The sequence below is a fragment of the Streptomyces olivochromogenes genome (assembly GCF_021538895.1).
Taxonomy (GTDB): domain Bacteria; phylum Actinomycetota; class Actinomycetes; order Streptomycetales; family Streptomycetaceae; genus Streptomyces; species Streptomyces olivochromogenes_A.
The window spans coordinates 18,875-39,338 of record NZ_JADDRL010000089.1 but is presented as its reverse complement, the minus strand read 5'-3'; the positions used below and the strand labels follow the sequence as shown (position 1 = coordinate 39,338).

At 70.1% G+C, this 20,464-nt stretch carries 8 protein-coding genes; 5 read left to right on the top strand and 3 right to left on the bottom strand.

The window, feature by feature from the left end:
* Nucleotides 1-2,340 (top strand): Dyp-type peroxidase (locus IPZ69_RS33880; protein WP_235458502.1); only part of this gene is annotated, 2,340 nt, incomplete at its 5' end.
* A 96-nt stretch (nt 2,341-2,436) separates the two neighbouring features.
* On the opposite strand, the gene IPZ69_RS33875 is transcribed toward IPZ69_RS33880, so the two are convergent.
* Nucleotides 2,437-3,966 (bottom strand): helix-turn-helix domain-containing protein, encoded by a 1,530-nt coding sequence (locus IPZ69_RS33875; RefSeq protein WP_235458501.1) that lies wholly within the window; start codon nt 3,964-3,966, stop codon nt 2,437-2,439.
* Between the two features lie 382 nt (nt 3,967-4,348).
* Here IPZ69_RS33875 and acnA point away from each other — a divergent pair, with 382 nt between their 5' ends.
* Together acnA and IPZ69_RS33865 are read left to right on the top strand one after the other, a co-directional pair.
* Nucleotides 4,349-7,066, top strand: a complete 2,718-nt coding sequence (gene acnA, locus IPZ69_RS33870) for an aconitate hydratase AcnA (RefSeq protein ID WP_308407573.1) — start codon at nt 4,349-4,351, stop codon at nt 7,064-7,066.
* 375 nt (nt 7,067-7,441) lie between these two features.
* Nucleotides 7,442-8,131: a protein-L-isoaspartate(D-aspartate) O-methyltransferase gene (locus IPZ69_RS33865; protein ID WP_235458499.1), complete on the top strand. Its 690-nt coding sequence runs from the start codon at nt 7,442-7,444 to the stop codon at nt 8,129-8,131.
* Here the strand turns inward: IPZ69_RS33865 and IPZ69_RS33860 are convergent.
* On the bottom strand, nt 8,109-10,814 hold the full coding sequence (locus IPZ69_RS33860) for a SpoIIE family protein phosphatase (protein ID WP_235458498.1): 2,706 nt from the start codon (nt 10,812-10,814) through the stop codon (nt 8,109-8,111). The two genes, IPZ69_RS33865 and IPZ69_RS33860, sit on opposite strands and share 23 nt — an antisense overlap.
* 691 nt (nt 10,815-11,505) lie before the next feature.
* On the opposite strand from IPZ69_RS33860, the gene IPZ69_RS33855 reads away from it, so the two are divergent.
* Complete coding sequence (locus IPZ69_RS33855) at nt 11,506-14,769, top strand: GH92 family glycosyl hydrolase (RefSeq protein WP_235458497.1); 3,264 nt, start codon at nt 11,506-11,508, stop codon at nt 14,767-14,769.
* 67 nt (nt 14,770-14,836) lie between these two features.
* On the opposite strand, the gene IPZ69_RS33850 is transcribed toward IPZ69_RS33855, so the two are convergent.
* Nucleotides 14,837-18,580, bottom strand: coding sequence for a GH92 family glycosyl hydrolase (locus tag IPZ69_RS33850; protein WP_235458504.1), 3,744 nt, complete (start codon nt 18,578-18,580; stop codon nt 14,837-14,839).
* 422 nt (nt 18,581-19,002) lie between these two features.
* Here IPZ69_RS33850 and ngcE point away from each other — a divergent pair, with 422 nt between their 5' ends.
* Entirely contained in the window at nt 19,003-20,460 is a 1,458-nt protein-coding gene (ngcE, locus tag IPZ69_RS33845; protein ID WP_235458496.1) for an N-acetylglucosamine/diacetylchitobiose ABC transporter substrate-binding protein, read from the top strand.
* The last annotated feature ends 4 nt before the right edge of the window (nt 20,461-20,464 follow it).

Genomic DNA, 20,464 nt, shown 5'->3' with positions numbered 1-20,464 from the left:
TCCATGATCACGGCCCTACCCCTGCGCGAGAACACGGAGATCCAGGGCGACATCCTCGCCGGGTTCAAGAAGGATCACATGACCTTCCTGTTCCTCCAGTTCGGCGCCAAGGACGCCGCCCAGAACTGGCTGGCGGAGCTGCTCCCGAACATCGCCACCACCCAACAGGTCGCCGCCTTCAACGAGAAGTTCCACGAGGCCCGCAAGAGCTCCCAGGGCGACGACCCGAAGAACCTCAAGGCCACTTGGCTGGGCCTGAGCCTCACCTACCCCGGGATCCAGCGCCTGACGGGCAAGGAGACGGACCAGGACCCGGTGTTCCCGAAGGTGCCCACGGGCACCACGATCCAGGCGTTCGTGCAGGGGTCCGGATCTCCCCAGCGCGCCGACGCACTCGGCGACAAGGGCTCCAACGCCCCGGACAAATGGATCTTTGGCTCCGAGGCGAAGCCCGCCATCCACGCGGTCCTCACCATCGCCGCCGACGCCGAGCACGACCGCGACGCCGAGCTGAACCGGCAGCGGGAGGCCGCCTCCCGAGCCGGAGTCGTGATCGTCTACCAGCAGAACGGGGCCACGCTGCCCGGCAACCGCCGGGGCAAGGAGCACTTCGGCTTCAAGGACGGCGTCAGCGAACCCGTCGTGACGAACTTCGACGACCCGGCCGAGCACGAGCGCCCCCGGATGATCCCGGCCCACGAGTTCGTCCTCGGCGTCGAGGACAACCCCCTGCCCAAGAACATCCCCGACTGGATGAAGTACGGCTCCTTCCAGGTCGTACGCCGGCTGGGCCAGGACGTCCCCGGGTGGTGGGCGCAGGTCAACACCGAGCTGAAGAAGCTGCGGGACGCCAAGGTGGTCGGCGAGAACGCGAAGGCCGAGTGGCTGGGGGCCCGGCTGGTGGGCCGCTGGCGCTGCGGCGCCTCGGTCGCCAAGTTCCCGGACGCCCCGCCGGCTTCGGGCACCAGGCCCGACAACGACATCAGCTTCCGCGACGACCCCGACGGCGTCGTCACCCCGCTCTTCTCCCACCTGCGCAAGAACGCCCCGCGCGACGGCCTGATCGACGACGGCGAGCACGTCGACGAGAAGTTCATGGACGAACGCCGCATCATCCGCCGCGGCATCCCCTACGGCGCCCCCTTCGACCCCGCCAACGAGGACGGGGGAGGCCCCGACGAGCCCCGCGGCCTGATGTTCGTCTGCTACCAGGCCGACCTGGTGCGGCAGTTCGAGTTCATCCAGGCCGACTGGATCAACTCGCCCAACTTCCCGCGCGGCCGTGACCCCCAGCCCGGGCCGGACCCGATGGTCAGCGGCGAACTCGGCAAGGACATCACGGGCGACGTCGCCTTCGAGAGCAACGGCAACGGCGGCCGTAAGACCACCATGCTGCACTTCATGCCGTTCGTGACCACCGAGGGCTCCGTCTACGCCTTCACCCCGTCCATCAGCACCCTGCGCGGCCTGTCCCGGGGCCGTCTGGAGGCCGTGGCCCCGGGTGGGCAGTCCGGGTGGACGAGTACGCTGCCCGGCGGCCAGACCCGCCCGCAGGAGCCGCCCGCGAAGCCGGCCCCCGTGGACGAGATCCTGCCCTGGCCGGACGTGCAGGGCCGGTACTGGACCTTCTCCGGGCGCACCGTCCGTGCCGTCGGCGCGGGCGCGGCCGAGACCGAGGCGCTCACCACGGGCAGTGACGACCGTACGGGCGTCCTCCTCGGCCAGGAGGACTTCGCGGCCTGGCCCGCGCTGGCCGGGGTCGAGCAGGTCGACGCGATCCTGCCCGTACCCGACGAGCAGTGCATGAACGGCGAGAGCGCCTACTGGCTCTTCCACACGGTGAACGGCAAGCAGGTCTACCGCCGTATCGCCATCGCCCTCGAGGCCCGGCACACCAACCGGCGAACCGGCGACGACCTGCCGATCGGCTACTGGCGGTCCTGCGCCGACATCGGTCGCATCGACGCGGTGCTGCCGGTACCGGACATGCAGCGCGTGGGCGGCAAGTCGTACTACTGGGTCTTCCACACCACCCCGCAGGGCCAGGTCTACCGCATGATCGCCGTCCACGACGGCCGCGTGTACTCCGGCGGCCGGACGCACCCCGACGAACTGGTCCGGCGCGACGGCAACCTGACCCTGTGGAACTCCCTCCAGGGCATCTCCAGGGTCGAGGCCCACGCCTTCGTCCCGGGCAGGTCCCTCGTGGACGACCAGACCTGGACCTGGATCTTCCACAACCAGCAGTACCGCCTGATCAGCATCGCCAACGGCGACCGCCACACCGACACCCGCATCCGCGAGGACCGCCCGAACACCGCGTGGTTCCGGCGCCCCTGAACCCTCATCCCCCCGCACACACGGACCCGGCTGCCACCGCGCCTCGTTCCGATCCGGCTCCCGCCGGGCGGGACAAGGTGCGGCGGCGCTCGTCGGTCAGATGTCCCGGAAGATCTCGATCTGCGCCCCGATCGAGTTGAGGCGCTCGGCGAGGTCCTCGTAACCCCGGTTGATGACGTACACGTTGCGCAGCACCGACGTGCCCTCGGCCGCCATCATCGCCAGCAGGACGACCACGGCCGGGCGCAGCGCCGGCGGGCACATCATCTCGGCGGCGCGCCAGCGGGTCGGGCCCTCGACGAGCACCCGGTGCGGGTCGAGGAGCTGGAGCCGGCCGCCGAGGCGGTTGAGGTCCGTCAGGTAGATGGCCCGGTTGTCGTAGACCCAGTCGTGGATCAGCGTCTTGCCCTGGGCGACCGCCGCGATGGCCGCGAAGAACGGGACGTTGTCGATGTTCAGGCCCGGGAACGGCATCGGGTGGATCTTGTCGATCGGGGCTTCGAGCTTGGAGGGGCGGACGGTCAGGTCGACCAGGCGGGTGCGGCCGTTGTCCGCGAAGTACTCGGGCGACCGGTCGTGGTCGAGGCCCATCTCCTCCAGGACCGCGAGCTCGATCTCCAGGAACTCGATCGGCACCCGGCGCACCGTCAGCTCGGACTCCGTGACGACGGCGGCGGCCAGCAGGCTCATCGCCTCGACCGGGTCCTCGGAGGGGGAGTAGTCCACGTCGACGTCGATGTCCGGCACGCCGTGCACGGTCAGGGTCGTCGTGCCGATGCCCTCGACCCGTACGCCCAGCGTCTCCAGGAAGAAGCAGAGGTCCTGGACCATGTAGTTGGAGGAGGCGTTGCGGATGACCGTGACGCCCTCGTGGCGGGCGGCGGCGAGCAGCGCGTTCTCGGTGACGGTGTCCCCGCGCTCGGTCAGCACGATCGGCCGGCCGGGCCGCACGGAGCGGTCCACCTGGGCGTGGTACTGGCCCTCGGTCGCGGCGATGTCCAGGCCGAAGCGGCGCAGCGCGATCATGTGCGGCTCGATGGTGCGCGTGCCGAGGTCGCAGCCGCCGGCGTACGGCAGCTTGAAGTGGTCCATACGGTGCAGCAGCGGGCCGAGGAACATGATGATGGAGCGGGTGCGTACGGCCGCGTCGGCGTCGATGGCGCCCATGTCCAGCTCGGTCGGCGGCACGATCTCCAGGTCGACCCCGTCATTGATCCAGCGGGTGCGCACGCCGATCGAGTTGAGCACCTCCAGCAGGCGGTATACCTCCTCGATCCGGGCGACCCGGCGCAGCACCGTGCGGCCCTTGTTGAGGAGCGTGGCGCACAGGAGGGCGACGCAGGCGTTCTTGCTCGTCTTCACGTCGATGGCGCCGGACAGCCGGCGGCCGCCGACCACTCGCAGATGCATCGGGCCCGCGTAGCCCAACGAGACGATCTCGCTGTCCAGGGCTTCACCGATTCGAGCGATCATCTCAAGGCTGATGTTTTGGTTGCCCCGCTCGATGCGGTTGACGGCGCTCTGGCTGGTGCCGAGTGCCTCCGCGAGCTGTGCCTGTGTCCAGCCGCGGTGTTGCCGGGCGTCACGGATGAGCTTGCCGATGCGTACGAGGTAGTCGTCTGCCATGAGGCTGAGGCTATCTCAGATATGAGATGGCGCCTGTTGGGGGGTCCGTTCGGGTGATGGCATGTCAGCGTACGTCCGGCGTCCGGGTGTTAATCAGCTCATGTCGTACATGAGTCTTGCGTACTGATTTGCGAAGGAAGGGGTGACCGGTCCCCGTCGTGTGGGCCATGCCACTGAACATCGGGGCGGCCGGGTCGGGGCGGACATGACCATCCGGCGGCGGTGTACTAGAGTTATCTCGACATCGAGATATCTGCCGAGGAGCACCGCAGCCGCCACCCCGGTAAGGGTTACCTAACTTAGCCTTACCTTAGCGGAACGGTCGAGATGCCGTGGCGGCAGGATCGTGGTGAGTACGCGCACATCAATGAAGGAGACTGTCGTGTCGGCGAACAGCTTCGACGCCCGCAGCACGCTGCAGGTGGGCGACGAGTCGTACGAGATCTTCCGGCTGGACAAGGTGGAGGGCTCGGCCCGGCTGCCGTACAGCCTCAAGGTCCTGCTGGAGAACCTGCTCCGCACGGAGGACGGCGCGAACATCACCGCCGACCACATCCGCGCCCTCGGCAACTGGGACTCCCAGGCGCAGCCCAGCCAGGAGATCCAGTTCACGCCGGCCCGCGTGATCATGCAGGACTTCACCGGCGTTCCCTGTGTCGTGGACCTCGCGACCATGCGTGAGGCCGTCGCGGCGCTCGGCGGCGACCCGGCGAAGATCAACCCGCTCTCCCCGGCCGAGATGGTCATCGACCACTCCGTCATCGCCGACAAGTTCGGCACCAACGACGCCTTCAAGCAGAACGTCGAGCTGGAGTACGGCCGCAACAAGGAGCGCTACCAGTTCCTGCGCTGGGGCCAGACCGCGTTCGACGACTTCAAGGTCGTCCCGCCGGGCACCGGCATCGTCCACCAGGTGAACATCGAGCACCTGGCCCGCACCGTCATGGTGCGAGGCGGGCAGGCGTACCCCGACACCCTCGTCGGCACCGACTCGCACACCACGATGGTCAACGGCCTCGGTGTGCTTGGCTGGGGCGTCGGCGGCATCGAGGCCGAGGCCGCCATGCTCGGCCAGCCGGTCTCCATGCTCATCCCGCGCGTCGTCGGCTTCAAGCTGACCGGTGAGCTCAAGCCCGGCACCACCGCCACCGACCTCGTGCTGACCATCACCGAGATGCTCCGCAAGCACGGTGTCGTCGGCAAGTTCGTCGAGTTCTACGGCGAGGGCGTCGCCGCCACCTCGCTCGCCAACCGCGCCACCATCGGCAACATGTCGCCGGAGTTCGGTTCCACCGCCGCCATCTTCCCGATCGACGGCGAGACCCTGAACTACCTCAAGCTGACCGGCCGCTCCGAGCAGCAGGTCGCGCTCGTCGAGGCGTACGCCAAGGAGCAGGGCCTCTGGCTGGACCCGACGGCCGAGCCGGACTTCTCCGAGAAGCTGGAGCTGGACCTCTCCACGGTCGTCCCGTCGATCGCCGGCCCGAAGCGCCCGCAGGACCGCATCGTCCTCGCGAACGCCGCCGAGCAGTTCAAGACGGACGTCCTCAACTACGTCTCCACCGCCGACGAGGCGGGCGAGGAGTCCTTCCCGGCCTCCGACGCCCCGGCCGTCCACCCGAACGGCGCCCCGTCCAACCCGGTCCAGGTCACCGCCCCCGACGGCACGACCTACACCATCGACCACGGTGCGGTGACGGTCGCGGCCATCACCTCCTGCACCAACACCTCGAACCCGTACGTCATGGTCGCCGCCGCCCTGGTGGCCAAGAAGGCGGTCGAGAAGGGCCTGACCCGCAAGCCGTGGGTCAAGACCACCCTCGCCCCGGGCTCGAAGGTCGTCACGGACTACTTCGACAAGGCCGGTCTGACGCCGTACCTCGACAAGGTCGGCTTCAACCTGGTCGGTTACGGCTGCACCACCTGCATCGGCAACTCCGGCCCGCTGCCGGAGGAGGTCTCCAAGGCCGTCAACGACCACGACCTCGCGGTCACCTCGGTCCTCTCCGGCAACCGGAACTTCGAGGGCCGTATCAACCCCGACGTCAAGATGAACTACCTGGCCTCCCCGCCGCTGGTCGTCGCGTACGCCATCGCGGGCTCCATGAAGGTGGACATCACCAAGGACGCGCTCGGCACCGACCAGGACGGCAAGCCGGTCTACCTGACCGACATCTGGCCGACCGAGGCCGAGGTCAACGACGTCGTGGCGAACGCCATCGGCGAGGACATGTTCAACAAGTCCTACCAGGACGTCTTCGCGGGCGACGCCCAGTGGCAGGCGCTGCCCGTCCCGACCGGCAACACCTTCGAGTGGGACGCCGAGTCGACGTACGTCCGCAAGCCCCCGTACTTCGAGGGCATGGCCATGGAGCCGGCCCCGGTCGTCGACATCGCCGGCGCCCGTGTGCTCGCCAAGCTGGGCGACTCGGTCACCACCGACCACATCTCCCCGGCCGGTGCCATCAAGGCCGACACCCCGGCCGGCAAGTACCTCACCGAGCACGGTGTGGAGCGTCGTGACTTCAACTCCTACGGCTCCCGCCGTGGCAACCACGAGGTCATGATCCGCGGTACGTTCGCCAACATCCGCCTGCGCAACCAGATCGCGCCGGGCACCGAGGGCGGCTACACCCGCGACTTCACCCAGGCGGACGCTCCGGTGTCGTTCATCTACGACGCCTCGCGCAACTACATCGAGCAGGGCATCCCGCTGGTCGTCCTGGCCGGCAAGGAGTACGGCTCCGGCTCGTCCCGTGACTGGGCCGCCAAGGGCACCGCGCTGCTCGGCGTCAAGGCCGTCGTCGCCGAGTCGTACGAGCGCATCCACCGCTCGAACCTCATCGGCATGGGCGTCCTGCCGCTGCAGTTCCCGGAGGGCGCCTCCGCCGAGTCCCTCGGTCTGACGGGTGAGGAGACCTTCTCCATCGCCGGCGTCACCGAGCTGAACGACGGCACCACGCCGCGCACGGTCAAGGTCACCACCGACTCCGGCGTCGAGTTCGACGCGGTCGTCCGCATCGACACCCCCGGTGAGGCCGACTACTACCGCAACGGCGGCATCATGCAGTACGTGCTGCGCAACCTGATCCGCAAGTAAGCGGCTCGGTACGGCAGTCGAGGGCCGCACTCCCGGAGACGGGGGTGCGGCCCTTCGCCGTGTCCGGTCCGGGTCATCACCCACCCTCACACTGAACACAGGATTCCCCCAGCAGACCGGGACAGGACCGGTACATGACCGGCACCCTGGGGCCGAGGCACCGCTCGCTGGGCACGCGGGGCAGCCGCGCCGCCTCGCCCACGGCACGCACACCGTCGCGCGCCGCCCCTCCCGGGCGCTCGGCAGCTCCGCCTGAACCCGGCGGGACCCGGCCCACCCCGGACCGTGGCGATCAGCCGCCGGCTCTGCTCTGCTGGAGGTGAGCGGCGCCCACCCGCACCGGTGGCGAACCGCTGCGCACCGGAGGTGGACCGCATGCCCCGTCCCGTCCCCGCCCCCGGAGCCGCCGACGACGATCTGGTCCGGGCCGCCCGAGCCATGGGGGTCCGGGACGAGCGCCTGCTGAGCGCGATCCGGGACACGCCGCGTGCCCGGTTCGTACCGGCCGCGTACGTCAGCGCGGCCGGCACGGACACGCCCGTTCCGCTCGGCCACGGACAGGTGACGACCCAGCCCTCCCTCGTGGCCCTGATGATCCACGCCCTCGCCCTGAACGGCGACGAACGCGTCCTGGAGATCGGTACCGGCTACGGCTACCAGACCGCCCTGCTCGCCCGCCTCGCCGCCCGCGTCGTCAGCGTCGAGCGCCTGCCGGACCTGGCCCGCCGGGCACGGGCGAACCTCGCCGCGCAGGGCGTCCGCAACGCCGAGGTCGTCGTCGGCGACGGCACGCTGGGGCTGCCCGACCAGGCCCCGTACGACGCCGTGGTCGTCTGCGCCGCCCACCCCGAGGTACCGCCGCCGCTCGTGACGCAGCTGCGCCCCGGCGGCCGGCTGGTCCAGCCGATCGGGCCGGGCGGCGCGGAGGAGGTCGAGGTGTACGAGCGCTCGGAGCGCGGCCTTGACCGCCTCGGGTTCGTCGTCGCGGCCCGTTTCGTCCGGCTGTACGGCGCCCACGGATTCCCGTCCGAGGCGGCGCCGCTCACTCCCCGAGGAGGTCCGTGAGCGCCGAGAGGTCAGGCACCGCCATCTCGGCCCAGATCACCTTGCCCTGCGGGGTGTACCGGGTGCCCCAGCGCTCGGTCATCTGGGAGACCAGGAACAGCCCGCGGCCGCCCTCGTCGGTCGTCGCCGCGTACCGCAGGTGCGGCGAGGTGCTGCTGCTGTCGGCCACCTCGCAGATCAGCGTGCGGTCGCGGATCAGCCGCACATGGATCGGCTCGCAGCCGTACCGGATGGCGTTGGTGATCAGCTCGCTCAGCACGAGTTCCATGCCGAAGCCGAGGTCGGACAGGCCCCACTCGTCGAGCTTCTCGGACACGGCGAGCCGCATCGCCGACACGGCGGCCGGATCGCGCGGCACGTCCCAGTCGGCGACCTGGTCGGCCGGCAGCCCCCGGGTGCGGGCGATGAGCAGAGCCACATCGTCCTTGGGCCGGCCGGGCAGCAGGGCTTCCAGCACCGCCTGGCAGCTGTCCTCCGGCTCCCGGTCGGGGTGGCCGGCCAGCGCCCGGCGCAGCAGCTCCAGGCCCACGTCGAGGTCACGGGTGCGGTCCTCGACCAGGCCGTCGGTGTACAGGACGAGCTGGGTGCCCTCGGCGAGCTCCAGCTCGGCCGTCTGGAAGGGCAGGCCGCCGAGGCCGAGCGGCGGCCCGGCGGGCAGGTCCGGGAAGGTGACGCGCCCGTCGGGGTGGACCAGCGCGGGCGCCAGGTGCCCGGCACGGGCCATGGCGCAGCGGCGGGTCACCGGGTCGTAGATCGCGTAGAGGCAGGTCGCGCCCACCAGCTCGGCCGAGGCGTCGGCACTCGCCTCGTCCTGGTCGATGCGCCCGACCAGGTCGTCCAGATGAGACAGCAACTCGTCGGGCGGCATGTCGAGGGTGGTGAAGTTGTGCACCGCGGTGCGCAGCCGGCCCATCGTCGCGGCCGCGTGCAGGCCGTGCCCGACCACGTCGCCGACGGCCAGGGCCACCCGGCCGCCCGGCAGCGGGATCACGTCGAACCAGTCGCCGCTCACGCCGGACTGGGCGGGGATGTAGCGGTAGCCGACGTCGAGGGCGTTCTGCTCGGGCAGGGCCCGCGGCAGCAGGCTGCGCTGCAGGGTGACCGCGAGGGTGTGCTCGCGCGTGTACCGGCGGGCGTTGTCGATGCTGACCGCGGACCGGGCCACCAGCTCCTCCGCCAGCGACCGCTCCTCCTCGTCGAAGGGGGCGTGCCGCTTGGTGCGCCAGAAGTTGGCCATGCCCAGGACGACACCGCGGGCCTGGATCGGGGCGGCGATCAGCGAGTGGATGCCGTAGTCGATGATGTCCTGCGCGCGCTGGGGGTCCTGCGCCTGCCAGCCGGCCGCGGTCGACAGGTCGGTCACCAGCTCGGAGTGGCCGCTGCCGTAGCCCCGGGCCTGGGGTGTGGAGGGCAGGAAGTCGATCAGCCGGCCCTTCTCGTAGAGCGGGTGGTCGTCCCGGATCGCGCTCACGGCGACCCGCCGCATGCCGGTGGCGGTGGGGGCGGGCTCCTCGCCGTGGACCACGCCGTCGGCCAGGTCCACGGTGACGAAGTCGGCGAAGCGGGGGACGGCGACCTGGGCCAGCTCGTCGGCCGTACGGACCACGTCGAGGGTGGTGCCGATGCTCAGTCCGGCGTCGTACAGCAGCTTGAGCCGCTCGCGCGCGACCTCCGCCCGGCCGGAGACCGCCTGGAGCTCGGTGGAGTCGCGGAGGGTCACGACCGTGCCGCTGGGGCCGCCGTCGTTCCCCGTGGGCCGCTGGTTGACGGCGAGCAGCCGTTCGCCGGCGAGGTGCACCTCGTCGGTGGCCTCGCGCCCGGAGACGAGCAGCGCGACCGTTTCGGGGTCGAGTCCCGACAGCTCCCAGACGTGCCGCCCCTCGACGTCGGGCGGCAGCTCCAGCAGCCGTCTGGCCTCGTCGTTGGCCAGGATCAGCCGTCCGCCGTCCCCGACGATGAGCACACCCTCCCGCACGGAGTGCAGCACCGCGTCGTGGTGCTCGTACATACGGCTCATCTCGTCCGGCGCCAGGCTGTGGGTCTGGCGGGACAGCCGCCGGCCCACCAGCGCCGTGCCGCCGGTCGACACCAGCAGCGCGCCGGTTCCGGCCGCCAGGATGATCGGCAGCTGCTTGTCCACCTGGCTGGTCACGTTCTTGACCTTCAGCCCGGCGGAGACGAGTGCGGTCACCTTGCCGTTGTCGTCCTTGATGGGAACGGTGGCCTGGACCTCGTGGCCGAGCGGACCGTGCACGCTCTCGGTGTAGACCTTGCCCTCCAGCGAGGGCTGGATGCGGCCGACGAACCGCTTGCCGATCCGGTCCGGCATGGGGTGGGTGTAGCGGATCCCCTTGGTGTCCATGACGACGATGAAGTCGACGCCCGCGGCCCTGCGGCCCGCCTCGGTGAGCGGCTGGAGCTCCTTGGACGGCTGGGGCTCCTTCAATGCCTGGAGGATGCCCGGCGAGTGCGCGAAGGTCTGCGCGACCGCGATGGAACGCCGCTTGGCCTCCATGCTGGTGTCCCGCTCCGACTGCAGGACGAGGGCGACGACCGCGCAGATCACGAGCACGACTACCAGCGCCACCTGCAGTATGAAGACCTGCCCGGCGACGCTTCGAGGATTCTTGCCGACCAGCGAGCGCATCGGGATGCGCTTAAACCGGGCGAATCGGTCCGCCATGCGACATTTGTAGCACCGGTGATTGCCGGTGGCTACGGTCGTCCCAAGCGATGGACGTCACATTCGCCCCCCGGAGCGCGAGCCGAGCCCAGGTATGGCCGGTGCGTCAGGCGTTTACAGGACTCGTCGAGCGCGCTAGCTTCCGAAGGGAGGTGGGAGCGCTCCCAGGCATTCGCGGCTCCGACGGACCGGAACCCGCCGGGTCGAGTGGGCCGCTCCCGCCCACTCTTCGCGCGCGACTGTTGCTCGCGTACGGCCGCTACTCGTGTGCGACCGCTTCCCGCGTGCGACGGCAATCCGTGTACGCCCCTTGCTCCCGCGCGCGACGCTCCGGCGGTGGCGGCGCGGCGACCGCTGCCCGCCGGGTCGGGTGAGTCGCTCTGGGCGGACCCGGTGGCGGTGCGCACCGGGTCCGCGAGCCGGGCGGGCGAGGGGGGTTCGGCCCGTCCGGGTGGAGCGTGGCTTGTGTCGGCCGCATGATGCGACAACGTTGTCTTAATGGTCTGTACATGACTCTACCGCTCCAACCGACAACGATGTCAAGCCACTTGGGCTCACTCGACCGGGTGACGTCCCTGGGTGCCGAAGGAGATGCACGCGGTCTTCCGCGGTACCGCCGGCGCACGTTACTGTCCCTGCGGCTTGTGCGACCCGTGATGCGCGACCCGTCCTGAGGAGGAGGGGCCGCGTCATGCGTTTCCGTCCCGTGTCCCTGTTGCTGGCCGCCGCGCTCGCGGCCGGTGGCGCAACCCCCGCCCTGGCGGCGACAGCACCCCCGGACCTGATCAAGGACCCGACCACCTACGTCGATCCGCTGATCGGCACCAAGAACGGCGGCAATGTCTTCCCCGGCGCCGTCGTGCCGTTCGGCATGCTCTCCTGGAGCCCCGAGAACACCAGGGGCGACGCCACCCGCACCGCCGCGCCGGGCGGCTACCAGTACGACGCCACCCGGATCCGCGGCTTCAGCCTCACCCACATGTCCGGCACCGGCTGTGCGGGCGGCGGCGGCGACATCCCGTTCTTCCCGTACGCCGGCGAGGTCACCTCCTCCCCGGCGAGCGACACCAAGGACGCCGTCTACGCCTCCGGCTTCACCCACGCCGACGAGACCGCCGAGCCCGGCCACTACCGGGTGGGCCTCGCCTCCGGCGTCAACGCCGACCTCACCGCGACCGCGCGCACCGGCTCGGCCCGCTTCGCCTTCCCCGCCGACAAGCCCGCCTCACTGCTCGTCCGCACCGCCAACTCCGAGGTGGGGTCCACCGATTCGTCGATCAGCATCGACCCCCGGACGCGCACGATCTCCGGCTCCGTCACCTCCGGCAACTTCTGCGGCTACCTCGACCCCGAGGGCCGACGCGCCTACTACACCCTGTACTTCACCGCCCGCTTCGACCGCGACTTCAAGGCCACCGGCACCTGGCAGGACGACCGGCTGAACCCCGGCTCGACCTCCGCCTCCGGCGGGACCGGCGGGTTCGGCAACGGCGGGCGGCCCGTGGCGGGCAAGGGCACCGGCGGATACGTCGAGTTCGCGCCCGGCACCGACCCGGTGAACGTCAAGGTCGGCATCTCCTACGTCAGCCGGGCGGGCGCCGAGGCGAACCTGGCCGCGGAGAACCCGTCGTCCCGCTCCTTCGACGCGGTGCGGGACGCCGCCGGCCGGGCCTGGCGCGACCGGCTGGACGCGATCCGGGTCGGCGGCGGCACGGACGCCGACCGCACCACCTTCTACACCGCCCTTTACCACTCCCTCCTGCACCCGAACGTCATCAGCGACGCCGACGGGCGCTACCGGGGCAGCGACGGCGAGGTGCACCGGGTCGGCCGCGGCCACCGGGCCCAGTACGGCACCTTCTCCGGCTGGGACGTCTACCGCGACCAGGTGCAACTGCTCACCCTGCTCGACCCGCGCACCGGCTCGGACGTCGCCCAGTCGCTGTACGAACTCGCGCGGCAGAACGGCGGGATCTGGGACCGCTGGCTGCACGGCGCGAGCGGCACGCACGTCATGAACGGCGATCCCTCGGCCACCGCGCTCGCCGGCATCCGGGCCTTCGGCGGCACGGACTTCGACCTGCGCGGCGCGCTGGCCTCCCTGGCCAAGGCGGCGACCGTGCCGACCGCACAGGACCTGTCGGCGGCCGGCAAGCCCGTGCTGTCGGTCGGCCAGCGTCCGTCGCTCGACAAGTACCTGGCCCACCACTACATGCCGTCCGTGTCCAACGCGTGGGGTGGCGCGGCCGAGACGCTGGAGATGTCCACCGCCGACTTCGCGCTCTCCCAACTCGCCACGGCGGCGGGGGAGAAGGACACGGCGACGGCCTTCGCACGCCGGGCGCAGTGGTGGCAGAACAACTTCAACATCGCGGCCGACCCCACCGGCGGCTACGTCGCCAACCGCAAGGCCGACGGCAGTTGGGTCACCGGCTTCACCCCGGACACCGGCAACGGGTTCGTCGAGGGGTCGGCGGCCCAGTACACCTGGATGGTTCAGCACAACCCGGCGGGCCTGTTCGCGGCGATGGGCGGCACGGACAAGGCGCTCGCCCGGCTCGACGACTTCTTCCACAACGCCGACGGCAGCTGGGCGTTCACCGGCAGCGGCGGAGCCAAGTCCGAGCTGGACAACGAGCCGTCCATCAACGTCCCCTACCTGTACGACTACGCGGGCGCCCCGTACAAGGCGCAGGAGACCGTCCGCGCGGCCATGACGCGGCTCTGGTCGACCGGCCCCGGCGGCATCCCCGGCAACGACGACCTCGGCGCCATGTCGTCCTGGTACGTCTTCTCCGCGCTCGGCATGTACCCGCAGGTCCCCTCCCGCGCCGAACTCGTCCTCGCCTCCCCGCTGTTCGAGCGCGTCGAGATCACCCGGCCGCAGGGCAACGACATCTCCATCCGGGCGTCGGGCGCGGCCGCCGACGCGCCGTACGTCCAGTCCCTGAAGGTCAACGGCCGCAGCAGTGACCGGCCTTGGCTCCCGGCCTCCTTCGTGCGGGACGGCGGCCGGCTGGACTACACCCTCTCCGGCACCCCGAACCGCACCTGGGGCACCGCGCAGGCGCCGCCGTCCTTCCGGCAGGGCGAGCAGCCGTACCAGATCGGCGTGGGCCCGACCGCGGCGACCGTCGCGCCGGGCGCCGGCACCGAGGTCGGCATCCGCGCCCTGGCGCTGCACGGCGGCACGGGCCCCGAGGTCCGCTTCCGCGTCGAGACCCCGGACGGCGTCACCGCCACGCCCGCCGAGGGCACGGTGACCGACGGCTCGCAGGAGATCACCCTCGCGGCCGGGCAGGACGCCACCCAGGGCTTCTACGACGTCAAGGTGACGGTGACCTCGGGCGACACCTCGTACGAGCAGCCCGTCTCGCTCACCGTGGCCGCCCCCGGCACGCTCCTCGCCGCCTACAACAACACCGGCGTCTCGGACGACGCCGGCGAGCACGACGAGGCCGACTACGACGGCGGCGGCTGGAGCTACTCCCGCCAGGCCCTCGCCGCGGCCGGCCTGACCCCCGGCCGGCCGGGCACGGTGGGTGGGCTCACCTTCACCTGGCCGAACTCGCCCACGGGCCGCCCGGACAACGCCGCCGCGGCCGGTCAGACCGTGCAACTGCCCACTCCGGCGGCCAAGTTGTCGTTCATCGGCAGCGCGGTCAACGGAAACCAGCAGACGAAGGCGACCGTGACGTACACCGACGGAAGCACCGACACCGTCGACCTCTCCTTCACCGACTGGACCGTCGGCGGCGGAGGCGGCACCGTCCAGTACGGCAACGAGGTCGTCGCCAAGACCGCGTACCGCAACGTCGCGGGCGCGGACAAGGACCCGGTGGCGACCTACGTCTTCGCGACCAAGCCCTTCGAGGCACCGGCCGGCAAGACCGTACGCAGCGTGAAGCTCCCGGACGACACCGACCTGCACGTGTTCACCCTCGCGGTGAGCTGAGCACCCTCGCACACGAGGCCGCCCCCGGAACTCCCGGGGGCGGCTTCCTGTCTCACGGCGGGTTGCGTCAGGCCAGCAGTTCCACCTCCGCCAGGGTCGACTCGCCGTCGAGGACCAGGCGGTACTTGGTGTACGAGCCCGGTGCGGCGATCGTGAACGCCCGGGTCTGCCGGTCCCAGGTGAACGACTCACCGGAGCGGTGGTCCAGGGTGCGCCAGGTCGTGCCGTCCGTGGAGCCCTGGAGGGTCCAGCCGGTCGGCGCCCTGGTGTGGTCGCCGGACGACGTCAGCGTGTACTGGGCGGCCTTGGTGGCGGCGCCCACCGGCAGATCCACGGAGGTGACCGTGGCGTCCGACGCCGACGTGTTGTCGAACAGCGCGCCGTCACCCTTCAGCACGTCCGCGCGCGGCGTCGGGACCAAGTCGTCCTGGGTGATGGAGACCGGGGCCGCGTTCCTGCCCGTGCCCCAGGTCGACGGCTTGGCACCCATGTGGAAGTCCAGCACCGCGCCCTTGGCGAGCAGCGAGTGCGGCAGCGACGTGGACGTCCAGGGGCGGCCGTTGACGGTCAGGCCCTGCACATAGACGTTCCGCGCGCTGTTCCGCGGGGCGTTGATCACCAGGTCGCGGCCGTTGTCCAGGTGCACGGTCGCCTTCGTGAACAGCGGGGAGCCGATGGCGTATTCGCCGCTGCCCATGACCAGCGGGTAGAAGCCGAGCGAGGAGAAGAGGTACCAGGCCGACTGCTCGCCGTTGTCCTCGTCGCCGTGGTAGCCCTGCCCTATCTCGCTGCCCGTGTAGAGCCGGGAGAGCGCCTCGCGGACGTTCGCCTGCGCCTTCCAGGGCTCGCCCGCCGCGTCGTACATGTAGATGACGTGGTGCGCGACCTGGTTGGAGTGGCCGTACATGCCCATCCGCACGTCCCGCGCCTCGGTCATCTCGTGGATGACGCCGCCGTAGGACCCGACGTAGTCGGGGGAGGCCGTCTCCGGGGTGGCGAAGTACTCGTCGAGCTTGTCCGCCAGGCCGCCGCGGCCGCCGTACAGGTTGGCCAGACCCCGGCTGTCCTGCGGGGCGGTGAAGGCGTAGCCCCAGCCGTTGGTCTCGGTGTAGTCGTAGCCCCACACGCGCGGGTCGTACGCCGAGGAGTCGACGCGCCAGCCGCCCTTGGCGTCACGGCCCTGGAAGAACCCCGCCTTGGAGTCGAAGAGGTTCACATAGTCCCGGGCGCGGTTGAGGAAGTACTCGGACTCGTCCCTGTAGTGCTTCTCGCCCGTCTTCCGGTAGAGCGCGGCACCCATCTTCGCGATGCCGTAGTCGTTGACGTAGCCCTCCATCGCCCACGACAGGCCCTCGTGGGTGTCGGAGCTGGTGTAGCCGAGGAAGGGCGAGGTGCTCATCCCCTTGCGGCCGACACCCGAGGACGGCGGGACGACCGTGGCGTTCTTCAGGGCCGCGTCGTACGCCGCCTTCGCGTCGAAGGGGACGCCCTTGACGTACGCGTCCGCGAACGCGACGTCCGAGGAGGTGCCGGTCATCAGATCGGCGTAGCCGGGGGAGGACCAGCGCGAGGTCCAGCCGCCGTCCTTGTACTGCTGCACGAACCCGTCGACCATCTCGCCCGCCTGACCGGGGGTCAGCAACGAGTAGGCCGGCCAGGTCGTCCGGTAGGTGTCCCAGAAGCCGTTGTTGACGTACACCTTGCCGTCCACGATCTTCGCGCCGGTGTGCGTCGGGGTGTCCGGGCCCGGCATGGCGGAGAACGGCGAGGCGTACTGGAACGTGCCGCCCACCTTCTCGAAGCCGGAGTTGGGGTACAGGTACAGCCGGTACATCGAGGAGTACAGGGTCGTCAGCTGGTCCGGGGTCGCGCCCTCGACCTCGACCTTGCCGAGGATGTCGTCCCAGGCCCGCTGGGCGCGCGCCTTGACCGTGTCGAAGGAGGTGCCGTCCGGGATCTCCTGGCGCAGGTTGTCCTTCGCCTGGTCGACGCTGATCAGCGAGGTCGCCAGGCGCAGGGTGACCGTGCGGTCGGCGCCCGCGGCGAAGCGCAGGTAGCCTTTGACTCCGCTGGAGGTGCCGTCCGTCACCGGCTTGTCGAACTGGCCGTACACGAAGAGCCGGGTCGCGCCGGTCGACAGGCCCGACTTCACGTCGGAGTAGCCGGTGACGGTCCCGTGCTCCTTGTCGAGGGTCAGGCCCGCCTGCTCGGTGACGTTGTCGAACAGCACGCTCGCGTCGTCGCCGGGGTAGGTGAAGCGCAGCGCCGCCGCGTGGTCGGTGGGCGTCAGCTCCGCCCGCAGGCCGTTCTCGAACCGCACCCCGTAGTAGTACGGCCGCGCGGTCTCGTTCTCGTGCCGGAAGGCCAGCTCCCGTGCCTTGCGGCCGGTGTCCGGGGTGCCGGCCGCGGCGGACGGCATCAGCTGGAAGGTCTGCCGGTCGCCCATCCAGGGGCTCGGCTCGTGGCTCGCGCTGAACGCCTGGATCGTCGGCAGGTTGGCGTCGTTGTTCGCGCGCGCGTACTCGTAAAGCCAGCTCAGCGAGGACGCGTTGGTCACCGGGGTCCAGAAGTTGAACCCGTGCGGCACGGCCGTCGCCGGGAAGTTGTTGCCGCGCGAGAAACTGCCGCTGGAGTTGGTGCCCCGGGTCGTCAGCGCGTAGTCGGACAGGTGCGCCCTGGGCCTCTCGGAGGCCACGGTCCTGAGCGCCACGTCGTCGAGCCAGCCGCGGAACTTCGCCGGGCCGCTCGGGGAGTCGTACGCCAGCAGGATCCGGTCGACCGTCCTGCCCGCGGCGACCGAGCCGATGCGGGAGGACACGTCGTTCCACTGGTTGGTGTAGAGCACCTTCGAGGCGCCCTGCCCCCGCGGGGACAGCGGGAAGCCGTGCTGGTCGGTGGCGCCCAGACCGCTGAGGTACGTGCCGTCGGTGAAGGCGAGGTCCACGGAGACGTTGGTGGCGTCGTAGTCGCGGTCGCCGTCGGCCATCGAGGGGAAGATCCGGTACGACAACCGGGTGTCGCGGCCGACCTTCACGTTCACGTCGAAGACCTTGTTGTACGAGTACGCCCGTCCGGCCGCCGTGTGCCGCCCCGCGTACCGCAGGGCCCGGGTGCCGGTGAAGCCGGCGCCGGCCTTCGAGGTCGGCGAGCCGCTCGGGCCGCGGTCGACGAGGGAGAGCATGTCCTGCGGGACGGGGCCGCCGCCTCCGCCCGTCGAGAACTGCACGTCGGCCAGCTGGACGATGCCCGAGGCGCCGTTGTTCTTCGTGACGTCGAGCCGGAAGTGCTGGTACTCGGCCGGCTGGGCGAGGTCGTACGACTTGGTCTGGAAGCGTTCGGAGAAGGACTCGCCGGAGCGGGTGTCGACGGTCTTCCAGTCCTTGCCGTCGGTCGAGCCCTGGAGGGTCCAGTCCTTGGGGTCGCGCTCGTCGTAGTCGTTGGCCGAAGTCAGGGCGTACGTCACGAGTTTTATGGGTTTGTCCAGGTCGAACTCGACCCAGCCGGTGGGCTCGAAGGTCAGCCACTTGGTGCCCGGCTCCCCGTCGACGAGGTTCTCCTTGACCTCGCCCGCGCCCGCGTTCTCGCCGCTCGCCCGCACGTCGGTGACGTGGTCGGTCACATTGCCCGGAATGCCGGTGCTGTAGCCGCCGTCGACTCCCGAGGCGCGCTTGGTTCCGTCGGCCGCCGTGTCGACGGTGTTCAGCCAGTCCGGTGCCGGGTCGTTCGCCTCGAACGAGGATGCGAACTCCCGGTCGGGGGCGGCCGCCTGGGCCGGCAGGGCGACCGCCGCCCCCTGCGAGCCCACCGCCATGACGAAGGCGGCCGTGAGAACGACCGCCGTACCGTGTCTGTGCCGAGCTCTCCGCTGCTTCAAAACGGGTACCCTCCCTGCGCCCACTTCGGACAACGTTGTCAATTCGCTGCGCAGGATCCAGTAGGTGGTCAAGTGGCCGGGGATGTCAAGGGTGTTGGCTGCGGCATTCAGGGGCCTATGTTGCGGATTATTCCGGCAAGGCGCGCACAGCGGTCTCATATTTCCGAGAGGTCTCAACTCGGAAAAGACCGAAGGCGAACCTTGCATTCGATCTTGCTCCGTCGGCCGGAAGTGGACTATACCTGTCGGCGTTTCCTGCATGACTCCGCACGACCCTGCACGACCCAGCGCTACCCGACCGCGGTGCCGGGGAGGATCCGGTTCACCGCCTGAGTCCTGGAGAAGGCGAGGACTTGAGCATGGGATCCACTTCCGCAGCGCACCACGGTGCCGAGGGTTCCGAGGGCGTAGGCCGCCGTGATCTGATCAAGCGGTCCGCCGCACTCGGGCTGATCTCCGTACCCACCATGAGCTTCCTCTCGGCCTGTGCCAGTGGGGGCGGGGACGGCGACAGCGACAACAACAGCAACGAGGGCAAGACGTCCAAGTCGAACCCCTTCGGCGCGGAGAAGGGCGGCAAGCTCGACGTCGTCATCTTCAAGGGCGGGTACGGCGACGACTACGCCAAGGCGTGGGAGTCGGACTTCCAGAAGAAGGCCGGCATCACCTCCACCCACACCGGGACCCAGGAGATCACCGGCAAGCTGCAGCCCCGCTTCAACGCGGGCAACCCGCCGGACATCGTGGACGACTCCGGCGCCCAGCAGATCAAGATCGACGTGCTGTACAAGAACGGGCAGTTGCTGGACCTCGCGCCGGTGCTCGACGCGCCGTCCGTGGACGACCCGAGCAAGAAGGTCCGGGACATGATCATCCCCGGCACCCTGGACGCGGGCATGCAGGAGGGCAAGATCGTCGCCCTCAACTACATCTACACCGTGTGGGGTCTGTGGTATTCCGGCAAGCTCTTCAAGGAGAAGGGCTGGGAGGAGCCGAAGACCTGGGCCGACTTCCTCACCGTCTGTCAGGACGCCAAGAAGCAGGGCATCGGCGGCCTGGCCCACCAGGGCAAGTACCCGTACTACATCAACGTCGCCATCATGGACCTGATCGCCAAGACGGGCGGCCTGGACGCGATGAAGGCGATCGACAACCTCGACCCCAAGGCGTTCGTCGGCTCGGACGCGGCGCAGGCCGGTGTCGAGGCGATCTACGAGGTCGTCGAGAAGGGCCTGCTGATGCCCGGTACGAACGGCCTGACCCACACCGAGTCCCAGACCCGCTGGAACCAGTACAAGGCCGCCTTCATCACCTGCGGTTCCTGGCTGGAGAACGAGCAGCTCAAGCAGACGCCGGCGGACTTCGACATGAAGTTCATGCCGATGCCGCTGCTGCCCGACAGCAAGCTGCCCTTCGAGGCGATCCGGGCCGGCTCCGGCGAGCCCTTCATCATCCCGGCGAAGGCGAAGAACCTGCCCGGGGCCAAGGAGTTCATGCGGCGCATGCTCTCCAAGGAGTGGTCGACGCTGTTCGCCAAGGAGGCCAACTCGCTCACCATCCTCAAGGACGGCGTCGACCCCGGCGTCAAGCTCCGGCCGGGCACCCAGTCCACGGTCGAGGCGTCCAAGGCGGCGGGCGACAACACCTTCCGCTACCTCTACCCCGAGTGGTACAGCGAGATGGACGTCGCCATCCAGAACGCGTCCAACGAGCTGATGGCCAAGCGTATTCAGCCCAAGGAGTGGCTGAAGCGGGCACAGGCCGCGGTGGACAAGGCGGCGAAGGACCCGGCGTCCAAGAAGAACCACCGGGACTGACCGC